The organism is Tsukamurella sp. II2bb (assembly GCF_057815145.1).
On record NZ_JBYPZI010000007.1, the window covers coordinates 104,823 to 125,243 of the forward strand.

General features: G+C 71.3%; 18 protein-coding genes, 1 tRNA gene and 2 pseudogenes. 5 read left to right on the forward strand and 16 right to left on the reverse strand.

Going from position 1 to position 20,421, the window contains the following annotated elements:
• Nucleotides 1–28: 28 nt before the first annotated feature.
• From AC21LY_RS16460 to AC21LY_RS16505, 10 genes and pseudogenes are all read right to left on the reverse strand, one after another.
• Complete coding sequence (locus tag AC21LY_RS16460; RefSeq protein WP_489047631.1) at nt 29–3,202, reverse strand: DEAD/DEAH box helicase; 3,174 nt, start codon at nt 3,200–3,202, stop codon at nt 29–31.
• A 44-nt stretch (nt 3,203–3,246) separates the two neighbouring features.
• Entirely contained in the window at nt 3,247–3,426 is a 180-nt protein-coding gene (locus tag AC21LY_RS16465; protein ID WP_489047632.1) for a hypothetical protein, read from the reverse strand.
• Nucleotides 3,427–3,435: 9 nt separating this feature from the next.
• Complete coding sequence (locus tag AC21LY_RS16470; protein ID WP_489047633.1) at nt 3,436–4,374, reverse strand: ABC transporter substrate-binding protein; 939 nt, start codon at nt 4,372–4,374, stop codon at nt 3,436–3,438.
• Nucleotides 4,375–4,396: 22 nt separating this feature from the next.
• The gene (locus AC21LY_RS16475) at nt 4,397–5,101 is read right to left on the reverse strand and encodes a class II aldolase/adducin family protein (protein WP_489047634.1); all 705 of its coding nucleotides are present in this window, start codon (nt 5,099–5,101) and stop codon (nt 4,397–4,399) included.
• A gap of 20 nt (nt 5,102–5,121) precedes the next feature.
• Nucleotides 5,122–6,285: an LLM class flavin-dependent oxidoreductase gene (locus tag AC21LY_RS16480; protein WP_489047635.1), complete on the reverse strand. Its 1,164-nt coding sequence runs from the start codon at nt 6,283–6,285 to the stop codon at nt 5,122–5,124.
• On the reverse strand, nt 6,282–7,319 hold the full coding sequence (locus tag AC21LY_RS16485; protein WP_489047636.1) for an LLM class flavin-dependent oxidoreductase: 1,038 nt from the start codon (nt 7,317–7,319) through the stop codon (nt 6,282–6,284). Before AC21LY_RS16485 ends, AC21LY_RS16480 begins: the two co-directional genes overlap by 4 nt.
• Nucleotides 7,316–8,343: pseudogene (locus tag AC21LY_RS16490) on the reverse strand (ABC transporter substrate-binding protein). Before AC21LY_RS16490 ends, AC21LY_RS16485 begins: the two are co-directional and overlap by 4 nt.
• On the reverse strand, nt 8,340–9,167 hold the full coding sequence (locus AC21LY_RS16495; protein WP_489047637.1) for an ABC transporter ATP-binding protein: 828 nt from the start codon (nt 9,165–9,167) through the stop codon (nt 8,340–8,342). Before AC21LY_RS16495 ends, AC21LY_RS16490 begins: the two are co-directional and overlap by 4 nt.
• Complete coding sequence (locus AC21LY_RS16500; protein WP_489047638.1) at nt 9,164–10,030, reverse strand: ABC transporter permease; 867 nt, start codon at nt 10,028–10,030, stop codon at nt 9,164–9,166. The genes AC21LY_RS16495 and AC21LY_RS16500 overlap by 4 nt, the downstream gene beginning before the upstream one ends.
• A gap of 1 nt (nt 10,031) precedes the next feature.
• Nucleotides 10,032–11,066 carry an NrtA/SsuA/CpmA family ABC transporter substrate-binding protein gene (locus tag AC21LY_RS16505; RefSeq protein WP_489047639.1) on the reverse strand — a complete coding sequence of 345 codons (1,035 nt, stop codon included), beginning with the start codon at nt 11,064–11,066 and terminating at the stop codon, nt 10,032–10,034.
• Nucleotides 11,067–11,238: 172 nt separating this feature from the next.
• On the opposite strand from AC21LY_RS16505, the gene AC21LY_RS16510 reads away from it, so the two are divergent.
• The 3 genes from AC21LY_RS16510 (at nt 11,239) to AC21LY_RS16520 (ending at nt 14,067) form a co-directional block, all read left to right on the forward strand.
• On the forward strand, nt 11,239–11,976 hold the full coding sequence (locus AC21LY_RS16510; RefSeq protein WP_489047640.1) for an IclR family transcriptional regulator: 738 nt from the start codon (nt 11,239–11,241) through the stop codon (nt 11,974–11,976).
• Between the two features lie 189 nt (nt 11,977–12,165).
• On the forward strand, nt 12,166–13,551 hold the full coding sequence (locus tag AC21LY_RS16515; RefSeq protein WP_489047641.1) for an aspartate aminotransferase family protein: 1,386 nt from the start codon (nt 12,166–12,168) through the stop codon (nt 13,549–13,551).
• A gap of 24 nt (nt 13,552–13,575) precedes the next feature.
• A complete protein-coding gene (locus tag AC21LY_RS16520) occupies nt 13,576–14,067 on the forward strand; it encodes an SRPBCC family protein (RefSeq protein WP_489047642.1) in 492 nt (163 codons plus the stop codon).
• Nucleotides 14,068–14,070: 3 nt separating this feature from the next.
• Here the strand turns inward: AC21LY_RS16520 and AC21LY_RS16525 are convergent, their stop codons facing one another.
• Entirely contained in the window at nt 14,071–14,850 is a 780-nt protein-coding gene (locus AC21LY_RS16525; protein ID WP_489047643.1) for an S-methyl-5'-thioadenosine phosphorylase, read from the reverse strand.
• Nucleotides 14,847–15,170 (reverse strand): hypothetical protein, encoded by a 324-nt coding sequence (locus AC21LY_RS16530; protein ID WP_489047644.1) that lies wholly within the window; start codon nt 15,168–15,170, stop codon nt 14,847–14,849. Before AC21LY_RS16530 ends, AC21LY_RS16525 begins: the two co-directional genes overlap by 4 nt.
• Before the next feature lie 78 nt (nt 15,171–15,248).
• Between AC21LY_RS16530 and AC21LY_RS16535 the strand changes: the two genes are divergently transcribed.
• Nucleotides 15,249–15,614: a PLD nuclease N-terminal domain-containing protein gene (locus AC21LY_RS16535; protein WP_489047645.1), complete on the forward strand. Its 366-nt coding sequence runs from the start codon at nt 15,249–15,251 to the stop codon at nt 15,612–15,614.
• A 12-nt stretch (nt 15,615–15,626) separates the two neighbouring features.
• Here AC21LY_RS16535 and AC21LY_RS16540 read toward each other — a convergent pair whose 3' ends face one another.
• The 3 genes and pseudogenes from AC21LY_RS16540 to AC21LY_RS16550 all read right to left on the reverse strand — a co-directional run bounded on the left by AC21LY_RS16540 (nt 15,627) and on the right by AC21LY_RS16550 (nt 17,889).
• Complete coding sequence (locus tag AC21LY_RS16540) at nt 15,627–16,274, reverse strand: dihydrofolate reductase family protein (protein ID WP_489047646.1); 648 nt, start codon at nt 16,272–16,274, stop codon at nt 15,627–15,629.
• A 104-nt stretch (nt 16,275–16,378) separates the two neighbouring features.
• Nucleotides 16,379–16,452: transfer RNA gene (locus AC21LY_RS16545), tRNA-Gly, on the reverse strand.
• A gap of 76 nt (nt 16,453–16,528) precedes the next feature.
• Nucleotides 16,529–17,889: pseudogene (locus AC21LY_RS16550) on the reverse strand (amino acid permease).
• Nucleotides 17,890–17,956: 67 nt separating this feature from the next.
• Between AC21LY_RS16550 and dcd the strand changes: the two are divergent.
• Nucleotides 17,957–18,523 carry a dCTP deaminase gene (gene dcd / locus AC21LY_RS16555; RefSeq protein ID WP_489047647.1) on the forward strand — a complete coding sequence of 189 codons (567 nt, stop codon included), beginning with the start codon at nt 17,957–17,959 and terminating at the stop codon, nt 18,521–18,523.
• 48 nt (nt 18,524–18,571) lie between these two features.
• Here dcd and AC21LY_RS16560 read toward each other — a convergent pair whose 3' ends face one another.
• A complete protein-coding gene (locus tag AC21LY_RS16560; protein WP_489047648.1) occupies nt 18,572–20,413 on the reverse strand; it encodes a YibE/F family protein in 1,842 nt (613 codons plus the stop codon).
• Nucleotides 20,414–20,421 lie beyond the last annotated feature (8 nt).

Sequence of the window (20,421 nt, forward strand, 5' to 3'; positions counted from 1 at the left end):
CTGCGCCGGCCGAGGGCTTGAGCAGGATCTAGCGCAGAGCCGCGGAGAGTTGCTGGAAGTAGTTGTGCCGCTGCCACGCGTCTCGATCGCCGATAACGTACAAGCGACGCTGGGCTCTGCTCGCTGCGACGTTGACGAGATTGACGCTCGACGCGGCCCATGCCTTGGCGCCCTCTCTCGCGGGGTCGCCACCCAGCACCAGAATCACTACCGGAGCCTCGCGACCCTGTGCGGTATGGATGGTTCCGGCGCTGAGGCCGGGGTAATCGGCGCTCAACGCTGACAGACGATCCGCGACGGCGCGGAACGGGGAGATAGCGATCACCTGGTCGGGAGGAACTCCCCGCTCTTCGAGCCGCATCAGGATTTCCTCGAGCTTCGCTATCTGGTTCGTCTGAAGGTGTGTTCCGGGGGCCGTCGCAGGCTCATGTGCCCACATACTCGGCGCGATCACGAGACGCTCGTTCGAGTCGTGCTCCTGATATCGGTCCGGGTCGTCCGGAGTGTGGGGCTTTCTGTGCACCCCGTTGACCATGATGTCGCCGTAGGCGATCCGGTTGCAGAGGTCGAACATCGGGTTGTCACAACGTCGGTGTACTCGCAACGGCGCGCTCACCCAGACGGGTTTCTCGCCCTGACTGATCGTGGTGCCGTAGATAGCGACCCGATCGGCGAGGGTCTGCACCGATGCGCGTGGCGGGATCCAGGTCTCGGACACCCCATAAGCCGTGGCTATGTCGCGTTGCGCCTTGGGCGGCATCGTCACCACCGGCTGCAGCTGCAGCGGATCGCCCACCGCCACCACGCGTCGCGCCCGCCAGATCGCCCCGACCGCGTGCTGCGGCGACGCCTGGCCGGCTTCGTCGATGAGCAGCCAGCCGATCGATTCCTGGCCGAGGTCGCTGAACATCCTCCCGACCGAGGCGAAGGTCGTGGACACCATCGGCACCACCAGGAAGAGCAGCTGCCACGCCGCCCGCGCCTTCACCTCTCGGTCCTCCACGTTGTGCGGCAGTCCCTTCGCCATGACTGCGCACGCGGCGGAAAGGCTACCGACCATCTCCTTCGCGGTGTTGGCGAGGAAGTCCTCGTGCAGGCGGAGCGCGGCGAGGAACAACTCTGACCGCGCGGTATCGAGGTCGGCGTCGAGCCATGGGGCACGCTTCTCCCTCTTGTCGGACAACGCCTTCGGAGGATCGACGGTCGGCAGGGACCTGGGGTACGCGTCGCCGTAACGCTCCCGATCGAGAGCGCATTCGGCCTCGAGCGCGTCGATCGACCGGAGCAGCGTATCGAGCAGTCCGTCCGCTGCTGCGCCGTCGGCTTTCCTCCTGTGCAACTCGTTCGCGATCTGCTGTGCGCGTTCTTCGCCCGCCCGAAACGCGCCCAGAAGGCCGTTCAGATTGCGGACCAGCGGCTCCTCCTCGGCGCGCCACGACTTCATCGCCTTCCCCAAGGAGAAGAGGTTCTCGATCGTGCCGGGCTTGCGCTGCGCGTGTCGGGTGTAATCAGCATCCGCGCGGGCGACGGCATTCCGGAGCTGCTCCACCGTTCGGCGCTGCTCCCCAAGGCCGTGCTCGGCCCGTGCCACCAGCTCCCGGAGACGGCGCGCGTGATCCTCGGCTTCGGGTACCTTGCTGGACTCCTGCGCGAGTCGGTCCCGCCGCTCCGCCGCCGCGCGCCGGACCGCGATCAAGTCGGTCACCCGTTTCTCTGCAGCTGCGAAATCGCTACGAGCAAGGCTCCAGGGACGTGGGGAGTCCGCCCCCGTGCGCCATCGCTTGAGGCGTTCAAGCATTCCTGGAATAGGGCCCCGAGCAGTATCTTTTGCTCTCCGCTCGTCGGCGCCGAACCAGAAAGCAGTATGGAACGCGCCCCGGTTGGTCTTGTTGCCGAGCCGGGCGGCCACGAGTCCCCAGGCTGCTGGTGAGTCTGCGGCCTTGCTCGTGCCGCGAAGCACCTCCGTGGCGATCGCCGAGAAGTAGTCGGCGCTCTCCCGCCACGGCGAGGCGATGGCCTCGCGGGCGGGGATCTCGGTCGTCACGTTCTCCACTGCCGAGTTGTTGCTCGACGCGACGACCATCTCGAAGCCCGTGAGCTCGGGCCGGAGCCGCCGGAACCGGTGCAAGAAAGAGGATGTCTTCACCTCCAGTGGCTCACCCGTGAACGCGTCGTACGGCGACTTCAGGGCGGCGAGGCGCCGCGCTCGCTCGACCACGTTCCCGGCGAGCACGTCGCGGAGCATGGTGGTCTTGCCGGTGCCTGGCGGTCCGTTGACGCCCAGAAGACCTGTTGCTGGAGCGAGGTCGTTCAACGCCAGGTTCACCGCGAGTTGTTGGCTCAGTGCGAGGGGATGATTCGGATTCGACGGCCACCGCCCGAGCGGCAGTCGGCCGATGGCGACGCCGGCGTCGGCCGCCGCGACCCCCGCCGCCCCGTCCACGACATCGATTCGGCCCTTCAGGGGCAGTGAATCGTCGCCCGTGAGGTAGCGCTCCAGACCTGCACCGATGTCACCGGCTCGCACGTGGTCGCGCACCGTCGACAGGTCGTGGAGGAAGAAGCTGTTGAGGAAGTCGATCTCTTCGGACTTCTCCGCACCCACGACGACGCTGGAGATCACGACCTCGGATGTTGCGATCCGCGGGAGCCCTGCGATACCCCCGCACAAGTGCGCCAACGCCACCAGGTCGGTCACCGCACGAGCGTCGGCCGGGACCGGGGCGTCCGCGCCGGTTGCGTCGCGCCGACCTCCCTCGAACCTGTCGACCGCGTCGAGGAACGCGGCCTGGGCCGTGTCGAAGCCAATCAGCCGTTCGGGTGTCCAGGGGCCGGGGTGCTGCACGCGGCCGACCGCCCACGCGGCCGACGAGAGGATCGCGGAACTCGGTATCGGACATCCGGCACCGTCGATAAGGATCCCCGCGCAGGCGCTCCTGCCGCCCGGGCGTTCGTCCCCCGCGTCGGGATCTTCGGCGAACGCCCGGTGCAGCACGTCGTAGGTCTCCTCGAGCAGATACACCCCGAGGTAGACCGTGTGCCGCCAGGTCCGCGGCGTGCCGTCCGCACCGCGTCCCGGATACGGGAGCCGGTCCCAGGGAAGTTCGTCGCCGGGCGACCAGCAGATCACCTGCTGGTTCGGCGGGCGGGTCGCCCGGGGCGTGAGCTTCGGGATCGATTGCGGGTTGAACAGCTCGAGCATCCACCAGTACTCGAGGACACTGGATCGGTGCCCGCGCGTGGTGTTCATCGATCCCGCAGGCGCTTCACGCGGGACACGCTGGACGGACGTTCCATCGCCACGCGTACGCCGTGATCCACCTCGGAAGCGAGCTGGTCGAGCACGCGGGCCATCGCTGCGTTGACGGGATTGCCGGTGAACCCGGTGAGGCCGCGGGGTCGTCGGTCCGTGCTCGTCCCACTCATACCGCCAAACTATCCGACGGTGACCGCCCCTGCCGCCGCGTTGATCCACGGGACCACGGCGGAGCGCACGTCGACGTGGCGGGGCAGGAGGCCGCCGGCGACGAACAGGTCGGCGGCGCGCTGCTGCTCGTCGAGGAAGTCCTCGGTCACGGGGCCGACGCCGAAGGGACGCCCGCGTACCGCGGCCTCCCAGGCGTCGAGATCGGCGGGCAGGCCGTGCGCTGCGGCGTCGGCGGCGAAGTAGGCGGCGGCCTCCCGCGGATTCGCCGTCACCCAGGCGTCGGACTCGGCGAGCGCATCGAGGACCGCGCGCACCGCGTCCGGGTGCTCCTCGGCGAGCCGCCGGGAGGTGAACCACAGCGAGGGGTGGCTGAACACCGATGCGGTGTCCACGAGCGTCACCAGCTCGGCCCGCGATTCCACCGCCGCGAGACCGGGATAGGCACCGACCCAGGCGTCGATGTCGCCGGCGAGCAGCGCCTCGCCACCCGCGTGCACGTCCACGTCCACGGGCTCGATGTCGGCCCAGGTGAGCCCGGCATCGTCGAGGGCGAACAGGACGAGGGTGGTCTGCCAGGACCCGTGCGCCACTCCTACCCGCCTGCCGCGCCGGTCGGCGGGCGTGGTGATGCCGCTGCCGGCGCGGGCCACGATCCGTCCGTTCTCGACGCGCGGACCCGATATGCCCAGGTAGACGATGTCGTGCCCGGCGCCGAGCGCGGTGATCGGCGGCGTGAAGCCGGTGCCGATCACGTCGTAGCCGCCGTCGGCGAAGAGCCAGTCCGAGTGCAGCGTGGGCAGGCCCGAGCGGGGATCGACGGGGTCGGGCTCGGGCAGGTCCCGCAGGTCGACCCACTCGACATCGGGGATCGACCGTTCGAGGATGCCGCGATGGCGCAGGACGAACAGGGAGTTGTTGTGCGGGAAGTAGCCGACGCGCAGCGTCATGGTGTGCTCCTTGGGTTCCGGGTCAGACGAGGCCGTGCTCGCGGGCGCGCTCGAGGAGGCCGCTGCGGCCCCACTGCGCGACGAGGTTGCTGGGGTCGAACTCCTGTGTGCCGCCGACGGACTCGCCGATGGCCTGGTACTGGGCGCCCTCCTCGAGCAGCACGACGAACTTCGCGAGGTCGAGCAAGCCGTCGCGGCCGATCACGTTGACGCCGCCGTTGGCCTCGAAGATCGCCACCAGGTGCGGATCCCGCTCCAGCTCACGGAGGATGAACTCGCCCGCGCCGATGGTGCGGTCGATGTGCGGCGGGATGGATCGGGACAGGGTGAGCCGCTGGGACGCCGCGTACCGGATCGGGAGGGGCCGGTGGGTCTGGGCGAAGCCGCCGAGCCACGGGGTGTGCACGTGCACCACCGAGGTGATCTCGGGGTGGGCGCGGAACAGACCGGCGTAGGCGGTGACGAAGCCCGCGCCGCCGTCGCCGAGCAGGACCTCGCCGTCGAAGGTGGCGACGACGGGCCGCGCGACCGGGTCGTCGGCCCACGGTCCGGGCTCGTTCAGCGCGACGGCGACGTCGATGCCGGGGATGCGTTCGACGAAATTGACGGTGCCGTTGGCGGAGACGGTGCCGGTCTCGCGGAAGACGCGGAAGGCCTTCTGCGCGTCGCGGGCGGTGGCGTCGACGAAGGCGAGTGCCGTCTCGTCGAGGGGGAGCACGGTGGTCATGAAAGTCCTTTCGGTGGAGTTCATCCGGCGCGCACGAGGGGTGCGCGAAGATCGGTGGGAACGCTGTTGCGGAGTAGGGGGAGTACCTCCTCGCCCACCCGGTAGGCCTCCTCGAGATGCGGGTTGCCGGCCAGGATGAAGGCATCGACGCCCAGCTCGCGGAGCTCGTCGAGCCGCTGGGCGACCTGCTCGTAGCTGCCCACGAGCCCGAACGCCGGGCCGCCGCGGATCAGGCTGAAGCCGCACCACACGTTGGGCTGCACCTCCAGGTCGCGGTAGCCGGTGATCGTGGTGGGCACCCAGCCCGCGATCCGCGCGGCGCCCACGGAGTCGCCCTGGGCGGCGCGTTCGGCGGCGCCGCGGTCGACGAAGGCCCAGCCCTTCTCGATCTCGGCCCACGCGGCCTCCTCGGTGTGTCGGGCCACCACGTCGATCCGCACCGCGAACTTCGGTGTGCGCCCGAGCTTCTCCGAATGCGCGCGCACCCCGTCGAACTTGGCGCGGAGGTCGGCGAAGGGTTCGAGCCAGGAGAGGTAGTAGTCGGCGTGCCGCCCCGCGGCGGCCACGGCCGCGCCGGACGAGCCGGAGAAGTAGACCTCCGGGAAGGGCTGATCCGCGAGCAGCGGCGGCAGCGCGGCACCGTCGGTCCGGTAGAACCGCCCGTCGTGGTGGAAGGGCTCGCCCCGCCAGACGCCGCGCAGCACGTCGAGGAACTCGCTGGTGCGGGCGTACCGGTCGTCGTGGTCCACCTTGTCGCCCCACCACAGCTGCGGCCGGCCGCCGCCCCCGCTGATGATGTTGTAGACGAGGCGGCCGCCGGTGGCGCGCTGCAGCGTCGCGGACATCCGGGCGGCCTGGACGGGGTGCAGGAAGCCCGGCTGGAAGGCGACCATGAAGCGGTAGGTCTGCGACTCGGCGGCGAGCGCGGAGGCGAAGGCCCACGGGTCCTCGGTGACGGGAAAGCTCGGCAGCAGGCCGCCGACGAAGCCGGCCCGCTCGGATGCGCGCACCACGGCCGCGGCGTGGTCGATGTAGGCGTAGCCGTCCGGTTCGCCGTCGCGGACGGCCGGGGCGATGTTGCCGGGACCGATGCCCTGCGCCTCACCGCGGTTGTAGCGGCGCGGTTCGCGCAGGGAGGCGTGGTCGCCCTCCATGCCGATCCGCCAGTAGAAGTCGACGCTCACGCCGGGACCTCCTGGGAACGGTGCGCGCGCAGCAGGCGCGCCGACGGGTCGGTGCGGTAGAGCAGGTGCTCGCCGACGCGGTGGATCTCCTCGATGTGCGGCCGGCCGGTGAGGATCACCGAGTCCACGCCGGCCTCGGCGTACTCCCGTAGGCGGTGCGCCACCGTCGAATACGAGCCGACGAGGCCGACCTCGGCGTCGAATCCCGCGGCGCGGAAGCCCGCCCACCGCAGGTCGTCGAGCCGGTCCGCGTCGGCCGGCACCCCGCCGGCCTGCCGGACGAGCCGGTCGGCGCGCTGCCAGGCCTCGTCGTCGGTCTCGCGGGCGATGACCGGCAGCTCCAGCGCGACCCCCACCGTGCGCCCCGTCGCCGCGGCGGCGGAGCGCAGGGCGATGAGCCGGTCCTCGAGCGGCGCGTCCCGCCGCTCGGCGAAGACGTGCACATCGCCGAGCCGGGCGGAGAGGGCGAGGGCGGCACCGTCGTCCCCGGTGATCTCGACGCGCGGGAAGGGCAGCCCCGAGAGGATGCCGCGGAAGCCGCCGCCGGCGACGTGGAAGTAGTCGCCGTCGTACTCGAATCCCGTGCCCTCGAATCCGTTCCCGCCGATCGGGTCGCTGTTCCACACGCCGCGCGCGACCTCCAGGAACTCCGCGGCGCGGCGGTACTGCTCCGCCCGGGTGAGCACGTCGCCGCCGGTGCGGGCCTCGTCGGCCTCGGCGCGCAGCCGCCAGCCGAACCGGCCCCGGGAGAGCCGCTGCAGGGTCGCGGAGACCTTCGCGGCGTACACCGGGCTGCCGAAGGTGGGGTCGAATTCGGCGGTCACCCGCAGGTGCCGGGTCGCGCGCAGGGCGGCGCCCGCGACCACCCAGGACTCGTCCCCGGCGGGGTCGTACGGCACCAGCACCCCGTCGATCCCCGCCAGCTCCGCCGCGTCGACGGCGGCGAGTAGGTCGCGGAAGTCGGTGCGGGAGGGTGATGTTCCGGCCCGGCGGGAGTCACCGCGGACGGAGATCCGCCAGTCGACGCCCGTCATCGCGCGACTCCGGCGCGCTCGGCGACGATCTCGCGCGCCCGGCGCAAGGGCTCCGGCGCGACCCAGGAATCCAGGTCGAAGTCCGCGGCGAGGAAGCCGTGCGCCAGGAGGAACTGCTGCTGGCGGGCGAGCAGCTCGAGCCGGTCCTCGTCGAGCGACGGGTGCAGGCCCGCGATGACGTGGTCGGGGTACGCGGCGGCCGCGCCCTCGGACGCGGAGCCGGTCTCCCGCTGCAGCACCGCGCGGGCCTCGCCCGGGTGCTCCGCCGCCCAGCCCGCGGCGCGCAGCGAACGCACCAGGAACTCGGTGACCAGGTCGGGGCGCTCGTCGAGCAGCGCCTGGTGCACGGTGATCGGGCGCGGGGTGCCGTTGTTCACGCGCGCCGCCCGGTCCGCGGTGGCGTCCAGGTCGACGACGGTGCGCAGGCCGTGCTCGCGGGCCACGTCGCGGGCGCGGGCGCCCTTGACGTACACCGCATCCACGTCGCCGGCGAGCAGCCGGTCGACGCCCCAGGTCGTGGCGCGGGGCGCGCCCACGACCTGCGGATCGCCCCCGCGGGGACCTCGACGAGCCGGGCGTCCCCGAGGTCCAGCCTGGCGAGCCGCAGCGCGTTCCGGAAGCCGTGCAGGGCCATCGCCCGGGGGAAGCTGCGGGCCCGGTCCGCGGCCCACGTCGGCAGCGCGAGGCGGGCGCCGCGGAGGTCACCGGCGTCGGCGATCGGGGAGTCCGGCCGGACGATCACGGCCTGCGCCTCGTCGATCCAGGTCAGGCCCAGGAGGCGGGTCGGGGCGCCCTCGGCGCGGGCCGCGAGCGCAGGGACGTTGCCGCCCTCGCGGATCAGGCCGGGCAGGTCGTGGTCGAAGTGCCGCGCCGCGACGTCGGGGGCGCTGTTCTGCAGCACCGCCAGCGTGAGCCCGGCGTCGACCGCGGCGTCCGCCAGCCAGCCGCGGGCGTGGGCGACGCCGCTCGCAGTGGGTACGGGGCAACGGGTGTACCAGAGGGTATCGGTGAGCGTGCTGGTCATGGCCGGGCCTCTCCTCGGGGGGACGGGGTGTGCCCGCGGCCCACCCCGAGGTGGGCGAGCAGGCGGGTTCGGTAGTCGAGGGCCGCGGGGTCGGCCCGGTCGCGGGGCCGGACGAGGTCGATGTCCTCGTCCAGTACGAAGGCACCGCCGTGCAGGACGATCACCCGGTCCGCGAGGCGGACGGCCTCGTCCACGTCGTGGGTGACCATGATGACGGCGGGGCGGTGCCGGGCCACGAGATCGCCCACCAGATCCTGCATCTGGAGCCGGGTGAGGGCGTCGAGCGCGGCGAAGGGCTCGTCGAGCAGGAGCAGCCGCGGCTCCCGCACCAGTGCCCGCGCCAGCGCGACCCGCTGGGCCTCGCCCCCGGAGAGCGTGGCCGGCCACTGCCGGGCCTTCTCGCCGAGGTTGACCTCGCCGAGCGCGGCGAGTGCCCGCTCGTCCGTGGCGCGGCCGCGCGGCTGGCCGATCGTGACGTTGCGCAGCACCCGCTTGTTGGGGATGAGCCGCGGTTCCTGGTAGACGGACGTGCGGGCGGCCGGGACCTCGACGGTGCCGGAATCCGGCGCCAGCTGTCCGCTGAGCAGGCGCAGCAGCGTGGTCTTGCCCGTACCGCTGGGGCCGAGCAGCACGACGAACTCGCCGCGGTGCACGGTGAGATCGATGTCGTCGAGAACGATGTTGTCGCCGAAGCTCTTCCGGACACCGGTCAGCCGGAGCGCGACCGGTTCTCCGGCGCGGCGGTCGGCGGCGGAGGCGGCCGACGGTGCGCGGTCGGCGAGCGGCGGGAGCGCGGATTCTGGGGAACGGGTGAGGATGCTCATCGGAAGGCCACCTGACGCCGCCAGGGCATGCCGTACCGCTCCGCGACGCGGACGATCGCGTCGAAGACCAGGCCCAGGGCGCCGTAGAGGACGACGCACAGCACCATGTAGTCGGTGCGGTTGTACTCCTGCGCCAGAGTCACCAGGTAGCCGATGCCCTCCTTGGTGCCGACCTGCTCGGCCGCGATCAGGCCGGTGATGCTGATGGCGAGGCAGATGCGCAGCGCCATGAGGATCGCGGGCAGTGCCGCGGGCAGCACCACCTCGGCCACCAATCGCGGTCCGGTGAGCCCGAACTCGCGCGCGGCCTCGACGGTCTTACGGTCGATGTTGCGGACGCCGAGGTAGGTGTAGGCGTACATCGGCGCGACGGTGGCGACCGCGATCAGCAGGACTTTGAAGGCGTCGTCGATGCCGAACCAGGCGATGAACAGCGGGACCAGGGCGAGGAAGGGCACGGCCCGCACGATCTGCATCGTCGAGTCCACGAGTTCCTCACCGAGGGCGGACAATCCGGAGAGCACGCCCAGCGTGAGACCGACTCCGACGCCGAGCAGGACGCCCGCGCCGGCGCGGCGGAACGACGCGATGCTGAAATCGAGCAGCTGTCCGGTGCGCGCCAACTCGAGGAGTGCGGAGCCGACCTGGCCGGGCGAGGCCAGGATCTCGGGCCGGAGCAGCCCGGAGGCCGAGCCGCCCCACCAGGCAAGGACGAGGAGCGCGGGGACGAGTACCCGCAGGGCGATGGAGAAGGTGCGCGAGTGCGGGCGGCTGCTGCGGACCTCGGGCACGATCAGGGCGTCCGCCGCGAACGGTGCGCGCGGCACCGTCAGGGCGCGGCGCCGGAGGTCGAGGACCGCCATGTCAGCGCCCCTTGCCGGCGGCCGCGCTGCGCTCGGCGGCCTTGGCCTGCAACGGGTACAGGACATCGGAGGCGGGAACGCGGCGGCTGATCACGGCGTTGTCGGCGAACAGGTCGATCACCGACTGCAGGTCGGCCTCGTCCTCCGCGGTCGGGTAGCGCGGCACGCCCACGAGCCGGTCGGAGGCGATGGCGCGGGCCAGCCGGTCGCCGGTCACGGCGCGCGGACCGGCCTGGTCGAAGACGTTCTGGAAGGCCGCCGGATCCTGCCGCTGCCGCTCCTTGAGGCCCTGGAGCGCCGTGAGGAAGGCCGCCGCGACATCGGGCCGGGAGTCCAGCACCGCCGTGCGGAAGGCGAGGATGGTGTGATCGCGCGAGTCGATGGACTGCTCGGTGGCGATCTCGACGCCGCCGCGGGCCCTGGCCTCCTCGTAGGGGTCGTTGAAGGACGCCCAGGCGTCGACCTTGCCGGTGGAGAAGGCCGCCGTGGCATCGGAGGGCTGCAGGGCCACCCGCTCGACGCGGTCGACGGGGATTCCGGCCTGCTGCAGGGCCTTCAGCGTGATGTAGTCGCCCTTGGCCGCGGCGTTGACGGCGACGCGCTTGCCGGGGAGATCGGCGACGGTGCGGATGCCGGAGTCGGGGCGGACGATGATGCCGCTGCGGGTGCGGTCCTCGTTATGCGCCACGGCGACGATCCGGACGGGCACGTTCTTCGACAGCGCCCCGACGACGGGGCTGTACGCGCCCTCCGAGACGTCGAGCTGCCCGGCGTTGAACAGCTTGAGGTTGGCGCTGAACGCGGGCGGGGCCTCCACCCACTCGATACGCGCCCCCAGCGGCTTGAGTGCATCGTCGAAGACGTGATCGCGCTTGCCGACGGCGAGCGCTCCGGCGTTCTGCGGCGCGGTCACCTTGAGGACGAAGTCGCCCGCGGCGGGGGCCGGCGACGACCCGCCGCACGCGGACGTCCCGACGGCCACGAGGGCGGTGATGCCGAGGGCGATGGCGCCGGCGCGGAACCGGTTGGCGGTCATGGTCGAACTCCTCACGAAGGGGAACGGATGACAGGTGAATCTAGACGGCGGACCGCGCGGTGCGTAGACATTGCCTTCCGGTGATCGGAATGTTTGACAGCTCCTGCAGGTGACGGGAGGGAAACTTTCCCGCTCTATGGAAAATGTGGCGGGTCGTGGCTAGGGTGGCGGCGTGGAGAACTCAGGGGTGCAGACCGTGGCGCGGGCGTTCGAGATCCTGGCCTGCTTCCGCGACGGCGACGCGTTGGGCGTCTCCGAGGTCGCGCGCCGGTGCGGGCTCGCCGTGAGCACCACTCACCGCCTGATGGGCAGCCTCGTGGCCGCCGGCTTCCTCGACAAGGACGCCAATCGATATCGCGTGGGCGGCGCGCTCACCGAGTTCGGCCAGCTCGCGCACCGGCAGTACGGGGCGTACCGCGCGGAGCCGCACCTGGAGCTGCTCGCCACCACGGTCGGGGCCAACGCGTCGATCGCGATCCGGCAGGCCGGGGACGCGGTGCTCGTGGCCACCAGCCGGTGGCGCGAGGCGGACGGCGATCGGCTGCAGGGCATTCGGCTTCCGGTGCACGCGAGCGCGCTGGGGAAGACGCTGCTCGTCTGGGGTGATGTCGCCACCGAGGACCTCCTCGAACTCCTGCCCTACGAGGGCGGGACGGACCGCTCGGTCACCGGGCCGGACGAGCTGGCCGCCGAACTGCGCCGGACCCGGGAGCGCGGCTACGCCTTCAACGACGAGGAACTGGACGCAGGATTCCGCACCGTCGGACTGCCCGTCCTGCGCCCCGACGGCACCTGCCGGTTCGCCCTCGGGCTGCGCGGGCCGGTGGAGCTGATGACCCCGGAGCGCGTCCCCCTGTACGTCGAACTGGCGCGGTCGACGGCCCGCGACATCGCCGACGCGCTGGCCTGAGCCCGTCGTCCGCGTCGGGCCGAGCCGGCCGCGCGGTGAGCGGCCGGTGCCGGGCGGTACCGGGCGGCGAGAGCGCCGCGGCTGCGCCGGGTATCGTGGCGGGCACCGTGACGTGACCAGGTGAGCAGCGCATACCCGCGGATATCGCCAGCCGGCATTGCCGCAGACATATTTCTTGGAGTGACAGATATGACGAACACGCTGCCCGACGGCCGGGCCGTCGACGAGGCCATCGCCGCCGGAGCCCGCGCCCACGAACTCGATCGCGCCCACGTCTTCCACTCGTGGTCGGCGCAGGCGCAGATCAACCCCATGACGATCCTCGCCTCGCAGGGCTCGTACGTCTGGGACGGGGAGGGGCGCAAGCTCCTCGACTTCAGCTCGCAGATGGTCAACACCAACATCGGTCACCAGCATCCGAAGGTCGTCGCGGCCATCGCGGAGCAGGCCGCGAAGATCTGCACTATCGCGCCGCAGCACGTCAACGAATCCCGCAGCGAGGCCGCGCGGCTGATCGCCGAGCGCACCCCGGGCGACCTGGACAAGATTTTCTTCACCAACGGCGGCGCCGACGCGGTGGAGCACGCCATCCGGATGGCCCGCGTGCACACCGGCCGCCGCAAGGTGCTCAGCCGCTACCGCAGCTACCACGGCGGCACCGAGCTGGCGATCAACGTCACCGGTGACACCCGCCGGTTCGCCAACGACGTCGGCGGCGAATCCGTCGCCCACTTCGACGGGCCGTTCCTCTACCGGTCCTCCTTCTACGCGCAGACCGAGGAGGAGGAATCGCAGCGCGCGCTCGAGCACCTGGAGCGCACGATCGTGCTCGAGGGACCGTCGACCATCGCGGCGATCATCCTCGAGTCGATCCCCGGCACCCCCGGCATCATGGTCCCGCCGCCCGGCTACCTCGCCGGCGTCCGGGAGCTGTGCACGAAGTACGGCATCGTCATGATCGCCGACGAGGTCATGGCCGGCTTCGGCCGCACCGGCAAATGGTTCGCCGTCGAGCACGCCACCACCGCCGCCGGGCCCGTCGTGCCCGACCTGATGACCTTCGCCAAGGGCGTCAACAGCGGCTACGTGCCGCTCGGCGGCGTCGCGATCGGCGCCGAGGTCGCCGCGACCTTCGCCGACAAGCCCTACCCGGGCGGCCTCACCTACTCGGGGCACCCGCTCGCCACCGCCTCGGCGGTCGCGACGATCACCGCCATGGCCGAGGAGGGCATGGTCGAGAACGCCGCGATGATCGGCGACGAGATCATCCGCCCCACCCTCGAGGAGTTCAAGGCCAAGCATCCGTCCGTCGGCGACGTGCGCGGCGAGGGCGTCTTCTTCGCCATCGAGCTGGTCCGCGACAAGGAGACCCGAGAGCCGTTGGCGCGCTACGGCGGCAGCAGCCCCGCGATGAACGAGACCGTCGCGGCCCTCAAGAAGGGCGGCCTGCTGCCCTTCGCGAACTACAACCGCATCCACGTCGTGCCGCCGTGCAACGTCTCCGTCGAGGAGGCCCGCGAGGGCCTGGGCATCATCGACGAGGCGCTCAGCGTCGCGGACGCGCACACCGTCTGACCCCGAAGAAGCCAGGAGCCCGACATGCCCGCACTCAAGCCCGTCCACCCCTCCGAACTGCAGGCCGGGCGTCCCGGCGTGTACGAGTTCTCGGTGCGCTCGGCGCGCCCCGTCGACTGGGTATGGGGTGAGCTGACCTCGGACCGTCCCCTGCACTGGTGCAAGGGGATCCGCAAGGTCGAGTGGACCAGCCCGCGGCCTTTCGCCGCCGGCTCCACCCGCCGGGTGCACCTCGGCCCGGGGATCAGCGCCGACGAGCTCTTCTACTCCTGGGAGGAGTCGGAGACGCTGTGCGAGAAGGCCTTCTACGTACAGTCCGCCACCGCACCCGGCCTGGCGCGGCTCGCGGAGAAGTACCGCGTCGAGGCGCACCCCGACGGCGGCTCCGTCTTCACCTGGACGCTGCTCATCGAACCGATCGGCGGCGATCGCGCGGTGGGGCTCAGCGCCTTCCCCGCGGGCCTGATCGTCAAGTGGCTGCAGCGCGACACCGAGCGCTACCTCGGTTCCGCCTAGCCGCTACACCCGGATCGGTTCCAGCCCGCCCGGCAGCTCGTGGTCGCCCCGGGCGCAGTCGCACGGGCTCGCCGGGTCGACGGTGGCGATCGTCCTCGTGAGCGCGTCGATCAGCCTCGGTAGGTTGCGCGTGAACTCCGCGAGCACGTCCTCGGTGTGCACGCCGTCGCCGGCCTCGATGCCCGCGTCGAGGTCGGTGACCAGCGCGATCGAGGCGTAGCAGAGCTTCAGCTCGCGGGCCAGCGCCGCTTCCGGCAGGCCCGTCATGTTCACCAGGTCCCAACCCTGCGCCGCGTACCAGCGGCTCTCGGCGCGGGTGGAGAAGCGCGGCCCCTCGATCACGACCATCGTCGACGCCGTCCGGTCGGCGTACGGAGCCGCCGCGGCCCGCAGCGCCGGGCAGTACGGATCGGCGAAGCTCACATGCACACCGCCACCGTCGAAATAGGTCGACGGCCGGCCGCTCGTCCGGTCGACGAGCTGCTCCGGGAGCGCGATCGTGCCGGGCCCCGCGGCACCGTCGAGGCTCCCGACCGCGCACGGCGCCAGCACCTTGCGCACCCCGAGGCTGCGCAGCGCCCAGAGGTTGGCCCGGTACGGCACGGTGTGCGGCGAGAACTCGTGGCGCAGGCCGTGCCGGGGGAGGAAGGCGACCTCGCGCCCCGCGACCTCGCCGACGGTGATCGGGGCGCTCGGCCGCCCGTACGGGGTCTCGACGGTGCGCTGCTGCGTCCCGGCCGGCAGGAACCGGTAGAGGCCCGTCCCGCCGATCACGCCGATCATGCGCCGCCCCCGAGCCGGTGGCGGACGGCCCCGGCGACCTCGTCGGGGCGCGGGGTGTCGAAGAACTGCTCGGAGCCGTCGGCGAGGGTGACGCACAGCCGCTGCCGCGTCCGCTTGAACAGGCCCGTCGTCTCCTCGACGATGCCGGCGCCCGCGATGTGCCTGAGCTGTACCGCGAACGGCGTGCCGGTGATCTTCGACGCCAGCCCCGCGGGGCGGAACCGCAGGTGCGTCGCGGTAAGGTCGAGGTGCCCGGGTGCGGCGACGGTGCGCTTGCCGACCCGGAGCAGCCGGGTCGCGGGCCAGCTGAGATCAGTCACGGTGTCACACTATGTCGAGGTGCGGCGAGGGGGCGCGGTAGCATCGGGTATCCGTTGTGTCGAGGATGGGGGTTCAAGATGCCGTACTTCGGTGCGATCGTGATGCTGCTGTGGGTGGCGGCGCTGATCGACGTGATCGTCTCCGACGAGTATCGGGTGCGCCATCTGCCCAAGATGGGCTGGCTGGTGGTCGTGATCATCATCCCGCTGGCCGGATCGCTGATCTGGTTCCTGATGGGCCGCCCCGTGGGAGCCGCCGCCGGCGGGACGCCGTCGCGGACCACGGGGTACCCGGAGTACGAGCGTCCCGGCCGGCGCGTCGCCCAGTACCCGGACGATGACGACGAATTCCTCCGCCAGTGCCGCGAGCGCGCCGAGCAGCAGCGCCGCCGCGCCAAGGAACTGGACGCCCGCAATCACCCGGAGCCGGACGAGAAGGACTGACCGCGCGGGGCCCTACCCCCTGCGGTTCCAGAACTGGTGGACGACGCCGTTCGGCGTGACGACCGACTCGATGTCGAAGCGACGGTGGACACCGGGGAGCCCCTCCCACAGGGGGACGCCGGCACCGAGGACGATCGGCTGGACGGCGATGTGCAGCATGTCGACGAGATCCGCGCGGAGGAACTCCCGCACCGTCGACGGACCGCCGCCGATCCGGACATCGCGACCACCGGCGAGCGCGAAGGCCTCGGCGAGGGCGTCGGACGGCGAGGCGTCCCGGAAATGGAAGACGGTGCCGTTCGCGAACTCGATCGGATCGTGCGAGTGGTGGCTGAGGACGATCACGGGCGTTTCGAACGGCGGCTCGTCGCCCCACCAGCCGCGCCACCCGTCCTCGGGCCACGGACCCTGCTGCGGGCCGAACTTCCCGCGCCCCATGATCTCCGCGCCGACTCCCTGCCCCCACACGCTGGTCAGCAACCGGTCCGCAGTGATCGGAACGTCCGCGCGGTGCACGCCCGCGATGACCCGGCCGTCGAAACTGTCGAACAGCGCGCTCGCCCCGCCGATCGGTTCGTCGACGGTGATGGATTCGCCCGCGGCGTATCCGTCCAGCGAGACGTTCAATAGGTCGACCCGCGCCCGTGCCTGCCGTGCCATGGTGTTCTCCTTCGTCGAAGGCCGCATGTCCCTGCGGTCCGTACAGACGTCGAACGGAGCGGAGTGATTTCGACATCGCTCCAGAAGGGAACGCGCCGATCAGGTGGAGCCGATGACGGGAATCGAACCCGCGCTACCTGCTTGGGAAGCAGGAGTTCTACCATTGAACTACATCGGCAGTGGCGGCACCGTCGTGAAACAGTGCCGCACGTAGGGGCAAGACTAGCACGCGCACCGTCGGGCCCCGGAACCGGTCACGGAGTCGCGGACGCGCGCGGGGCAACCCACAGCCGGTAGGCGACGGCGAGCGCCCCGAGCCAGGCGAAGCCGACCACGAGCGCGACGAGGGTGTCGTGGTCGAAGGCCATCAGCACCGTCACGAACAGCAGGAAGGCGATCGCGACCTGCTGTCCGTAGGGCCAGAGCGGGACGGGGAAGCGCAGCTGCGAGACCTCGTCGGCGGACAGGCGGGTGCGCTGGCGGTACTGGGAGAACAGGATCATCAGCCAGACGAAGACCGTCGCGAAGGTCGCGATCGAGGCGATCACCACGAAGACGTTCTCGGGGATGAGGGCGTTGAGCAGCACGCCCACGAGCAGCGCCACGGTCATGATGAGCACCGTCATCCACGGCACGCCGTTCGCGGTGGTCCGGCGCATGACCGCGGGCGCTTGGCCGCGCTGGGCCATGCCGAACATCATCCGGCCGGCGCCGTAGATGTCGCTGTTGATGGCCGAGATGGCCGCGGTGATCACCACGACGTTGAGGACGTGCGCCGCGGGCTCGACGCCGAGCGCCCGGAAGATCTGCACGAACGGGCTGGAATCGCTGCTGATCTCGTTCCACGGGATGACCGCCATGATCACCGCCAGCGCGAGCACGTAGAACAGGCCGATCCGGACCGGCACGGTGTTGATCGCCTTCGGGATCGTCCGCTCCGGATCCCTGGCCTCCGCGGCGGTCAGGCCGATGATCTCCGAGCCGCCGAAGGCGAAGACCACCAGGACGAAGCAGCTCAGGAAGCCGCCGAAGCCGGTCGCGAAGAAGCCCTCGTGCGACCACAGGTTGCTCACCCCCTGCGCCGTGTCGTGCATGCCGAAACCGAAGATCAGCACCGCGATGCCGCCCGCGATCATCGCCACGATGGCGGTGATCTTGACGATCGTCAGCCAGAACTCGACCTCGCCGAAGACCGCACCCGCATCAGGTTCAGCGCCGCGATGAAGAAGATCACCGCCAGCACCCAGATCCACTTCGGCACGTGCGGGAACCACATGCCCATGTACACGGCGAACGCCGTGACGTCCGCGATGCACACGAAGACCATCTCGAAGACGTACATCCACCCCGTCATGAAGCCGGCCTGCGGTCCCAGCGCCGACGAGGCGTAGTCGCCGAACGAGCCCTGCGGTCGCCGCACCGCCATCTCGCCCAGCGCGCGCAGCACCAGGTAGATCACCACGCCGCCGATCACGTAGGCGAGCAGCACGGACGGGCCGGCGGCCTGGATCGCGGCCGCGGAGCCGTAGAACAGGCCGGTGCCGATCGCCGAGCCGAGCGCGATGAACCGGATGTGGCGGGCGGTGAGGCCGCGGCGGAGCGGAGTGTCGGTCACGGAAGAGCAGTATCCCCGATCCGGGGTGCACGGTCGCACAGCGCCTTCCTGGCCTACGCTGGACCGCGTGCTGCTCTCCGATCGCGACATTCGCGCCCACGTGGAATCCGGCCGCCTCGGCATCGACCCGTTCGATCCGCAGATGGTGCAGCCGTCCAGCGTCGACGTGCGGCTCGACGGCCTGTTCCGCGTCTTCAACAACACCCGGTACACGCACATCGACCCGAAGCAGCGGCAGGACGAGCTGACCTCGCTCGTCGAGCCGGCCGAGGGCGAGCCCTTCGTGCTGCATCCCGGCGAGTTCGTGCTCGGCTCCACGCTCGAGGTGTGCACGCTGCCCGACGACCTGGCCGGCCGCCTGGAGGGCAAGTCCTCGCTCGGCCGCTTGGGGCTGCTCACCCACTCGACGGCGGGCTTCATCGACCCGGGCTTCTCCGGCCACATCACGTTGGAACTGTCGAACGTGGCGAACCTGCCGATCACCCTGTGGCCCGGCATGAAGATCGGGCAGCTGTGCCTGTTCCGGCTCACCAGCCCCGCGGAGAACCCCTACGGCAGCTCGGTCGTGGGGTCGAAGTACCAGGGCCAGCGCGGCCCGACGCCCTCGAAGGCGTACCTGAACTTCCAGCGCTGAGTGCGGTCGGTTTCCGACCGATGGCGTAGGAAACCGACCGCACTCGGCTCAGTCGGCGGAATGCCGGCCACGCCGCGGCGGTTCCTGCGCCGGCCGGCCCTGGGCGGGCCGGTCCTGGGTCGGTCGGTCCTGGGCGGGCGGGTCCGGCAGTACGGGCGGGCGGGGCTGGGGGCGCGGCGGCGCGGGGATCGGCTCCGATGGCAGCCGTCGGCGCCCGGGACGCTGGGACGGGACCGCAGGCGGTGCGGCCGGTCGCGACTCGGGACGGGATGGCGCCGACCGCGGCGCGACGGGGAACTGCCCGGTAGGGGGCTGCGTACCCGCCACGGGCCGGGACGGACGTGACGTAGCGGTCCCCTCGGCACGCGGCTCGGCCGCCGCCCCGCGCGCCGAAGCCGGTGACGCGTCCGCGGCGCTGCCGGCCGAAGCAGCGGCAGCCGACGCGGCGGCCGACCGGGCGGCGGCGCGCCGCTCGCGCACTCGGATCTCCGAGGGATCGGTATCGGGATGGCTCTCGGTGTAGCGTTTGGCGGCCGCGGGGCTCACCGCCACGCGCTTCGGCTTCGCGAGGAGCGTCGCGATGGCCGTGGTCAGCGGCACCGACAGGGCCAGGCCGACACCGCCGACGAAGGCGCGGACCAGTTCGATCGCCACGGAGTCCGACGTGAGGACCTGCCCCAGCGGCCGCCCGGCGATGGAGAACAGCAGCAGCAGCGGCAGTGCCGTGCCGACGTAGGCAAAGACCAGGGTGTACACCGTCGAGGCGATGTGATCCCGGCCCACGCGCATGGCGGAGAGGAAGGTGCGGCGCCGGGAGGACTTGGGTGACAGCTTGGCCAGCTCGAAGGTGGCCGAGGACTGCGTGATGGTCACGTCGTTGAGCACGCCCAGCGCGCCGATCACGAAGCCGGCGAGCAGCACACCCGAGGTCGAAACGGTCGAGGCGTAGGCCTGCAGGTTCGTCGAATCCTCGTTGCTCAGGCCCGTGACCTGGGTGGTGAGTGTCGCGAGCCAGGCCAGCGCCGCGCAGACCGCCAGCGAACAGAGGGTCCCCAGCAGTGCCGCGGAGGTGCGCAGGGAGACCCCGTGCGCCAGGTACAGCACCACGTACAGGATCACCGACGAGGCGACGAGCGCCACCCAGACCGCCGAGTTCCCGTCGAGGATGGACGGCAGCGCGAAGAAGACGATCACCACGCCCGACAGCGCGAGGCCGAGCAGCGCCCGCAGCCCGCGCCACTGTGCCACCGCGATCACCACGGCTGCGAAGACCAGTCCCCACACCCAGAGGGAGATGCCGCGCGCGTAGTCGTAGAAGGCGTAGTTCGACGGCGAGCCGGCCACGCCGCCGCCGTTCCAGCTCATCATGATCTTCGTGCCCGGGGAGAGGTCGGGCTGCCCGGTACCGGGCGTGGCGGGGCGGGAGAGGTCGACGCCCGACTGCGGCTTGTCCGGCGACGGTGCCTGCCCGGGCACCGCGGAGACGTTGGTGCGCTGCGTGCCGATGGAGAACATCGTCCACTTGCCGGCGTCCGGGCCGGTGGTGATGCGCACCGAACTGTTCAGGCAGCCACCGTCGGGATTGAGGACCGGGTGGGGCTCGGTCTCGCTGATCTGGCCGTTACCGGACGGGGAGAAATCGCAGTTTCCGACGAGTTGCTCGGAGACCTCGCCCTTGGCGAGGGTCGGCGTCTGCGGGCCCGAGGGCACGCTGACCCGCAGCTGCGACGGCCACAGCAGGACGACCCCGGCGACGACGAAGACGCCGATCGCGGCGAGCAGGCCGATCACGACACGGGACGCCCACTTGCCGAGCGAGATGTTGCTCAGCGAATGGCTGTGCACATGCGCGGCGGCGTCGTCGTGGTCGTGGTCGTGGTCGGCGCTCACGCCGCCAC

Bases quoted from the DNA above. Each gene is read 5' to 3' on its own strand.
- AC21LY_RS16515 (WP_489047641.1), top strand. From the start codon at position 12,166: ATGACGAACACGCTGCCCGACGGCCGGGCCGTCGACGAGGCCATCGCC.
- AC21LY_RS16465 (WP_489047632.1), bottom strand. From the start codon at position 3,426: ATGAGTGGGACGAGCACGGACCGACGACCCCGCGGCCTCACCGGGTTC.
- AC21LY_RS16500 (WP_489047638.1), bottom strand. From the start codon at position 10,030: ATGGCGGTCCTCGACCTCCGGCGCCGCGCCCTGACGGTGCCGCGCGCA.
- AC21LY_RS16520 (WP_489047642.1), top strand. From the start codon at position 13,576: ATGCCCGCACTCAAGCCCGTCCACCCCTCCGAACTGCAGGCCGGGCGT.
- AC21LY_RS16460 (WP_489047631.1), bottom strand. From the start codon at position 3,202: ATGCTCGAGCTGTTCAACCCGCAATCGATCCCGAAGCTCACGCCCCGG.
- AC21LY_RS16475 (WP_489047634.1), bottom strand. From the start codon at position 5,101: ATGACCACCGTGCTCCCCCTCGACGAGACGGCACTCGCCTTCGTCGAC.
- AC21LY_RS16525 (WP_489047643.1), bottom strand. From the start codon at position 14,850: ATGATCGGCGTGATCGGCGGGACGGGCCTCTACCGGTTCCTGCCGGCC.
- AC21LY_RS16505 (WP_489047639.1), bottom strand. From the start codon at position 11,066: ATGACCGCCAACCGGTTCCGCGCCGGCGCCATCGCCCTCGGCATCACC.
- AC21LY_RS16535 (WP_489047645.1), top strand. From the start codon at position 15,249: ATGCCGTACTTCGGTGCGATCGTGATGCTGCTGTGGGTGGCGGCGCTG.
- AC21LY_RS16495 (WP_489047637.1), bottom strand. From the start codon at position 9,167: ATGAGCATCCTCACCCGTTCCCCAGAATCCGCGCTCCCGCCGCTCGCC.
- AC21LY_RS16470 (WP_489047633.1), bottom strand. From the start codon at position 4,374: ATGACGCTGCGCGTCGGCTACTTCCCGCACAACAACTCCCTGTTCGTC.
- AC21LY_RS16540 (WP_489047646.1), bottom strand. From the start codon at position 16,274: ATGGCACGGCAGGCACGGGCGCGGGTCGACCTATTGAACGTCTCGCTG.
- AC21LY_RS16485 (WP_489047636.1), bottom strand. From the start codon at position 7,319: ATGACGGGCGTCGACTGGCGGATCTCCGTCCGCGGTGACTCCCGCCGG.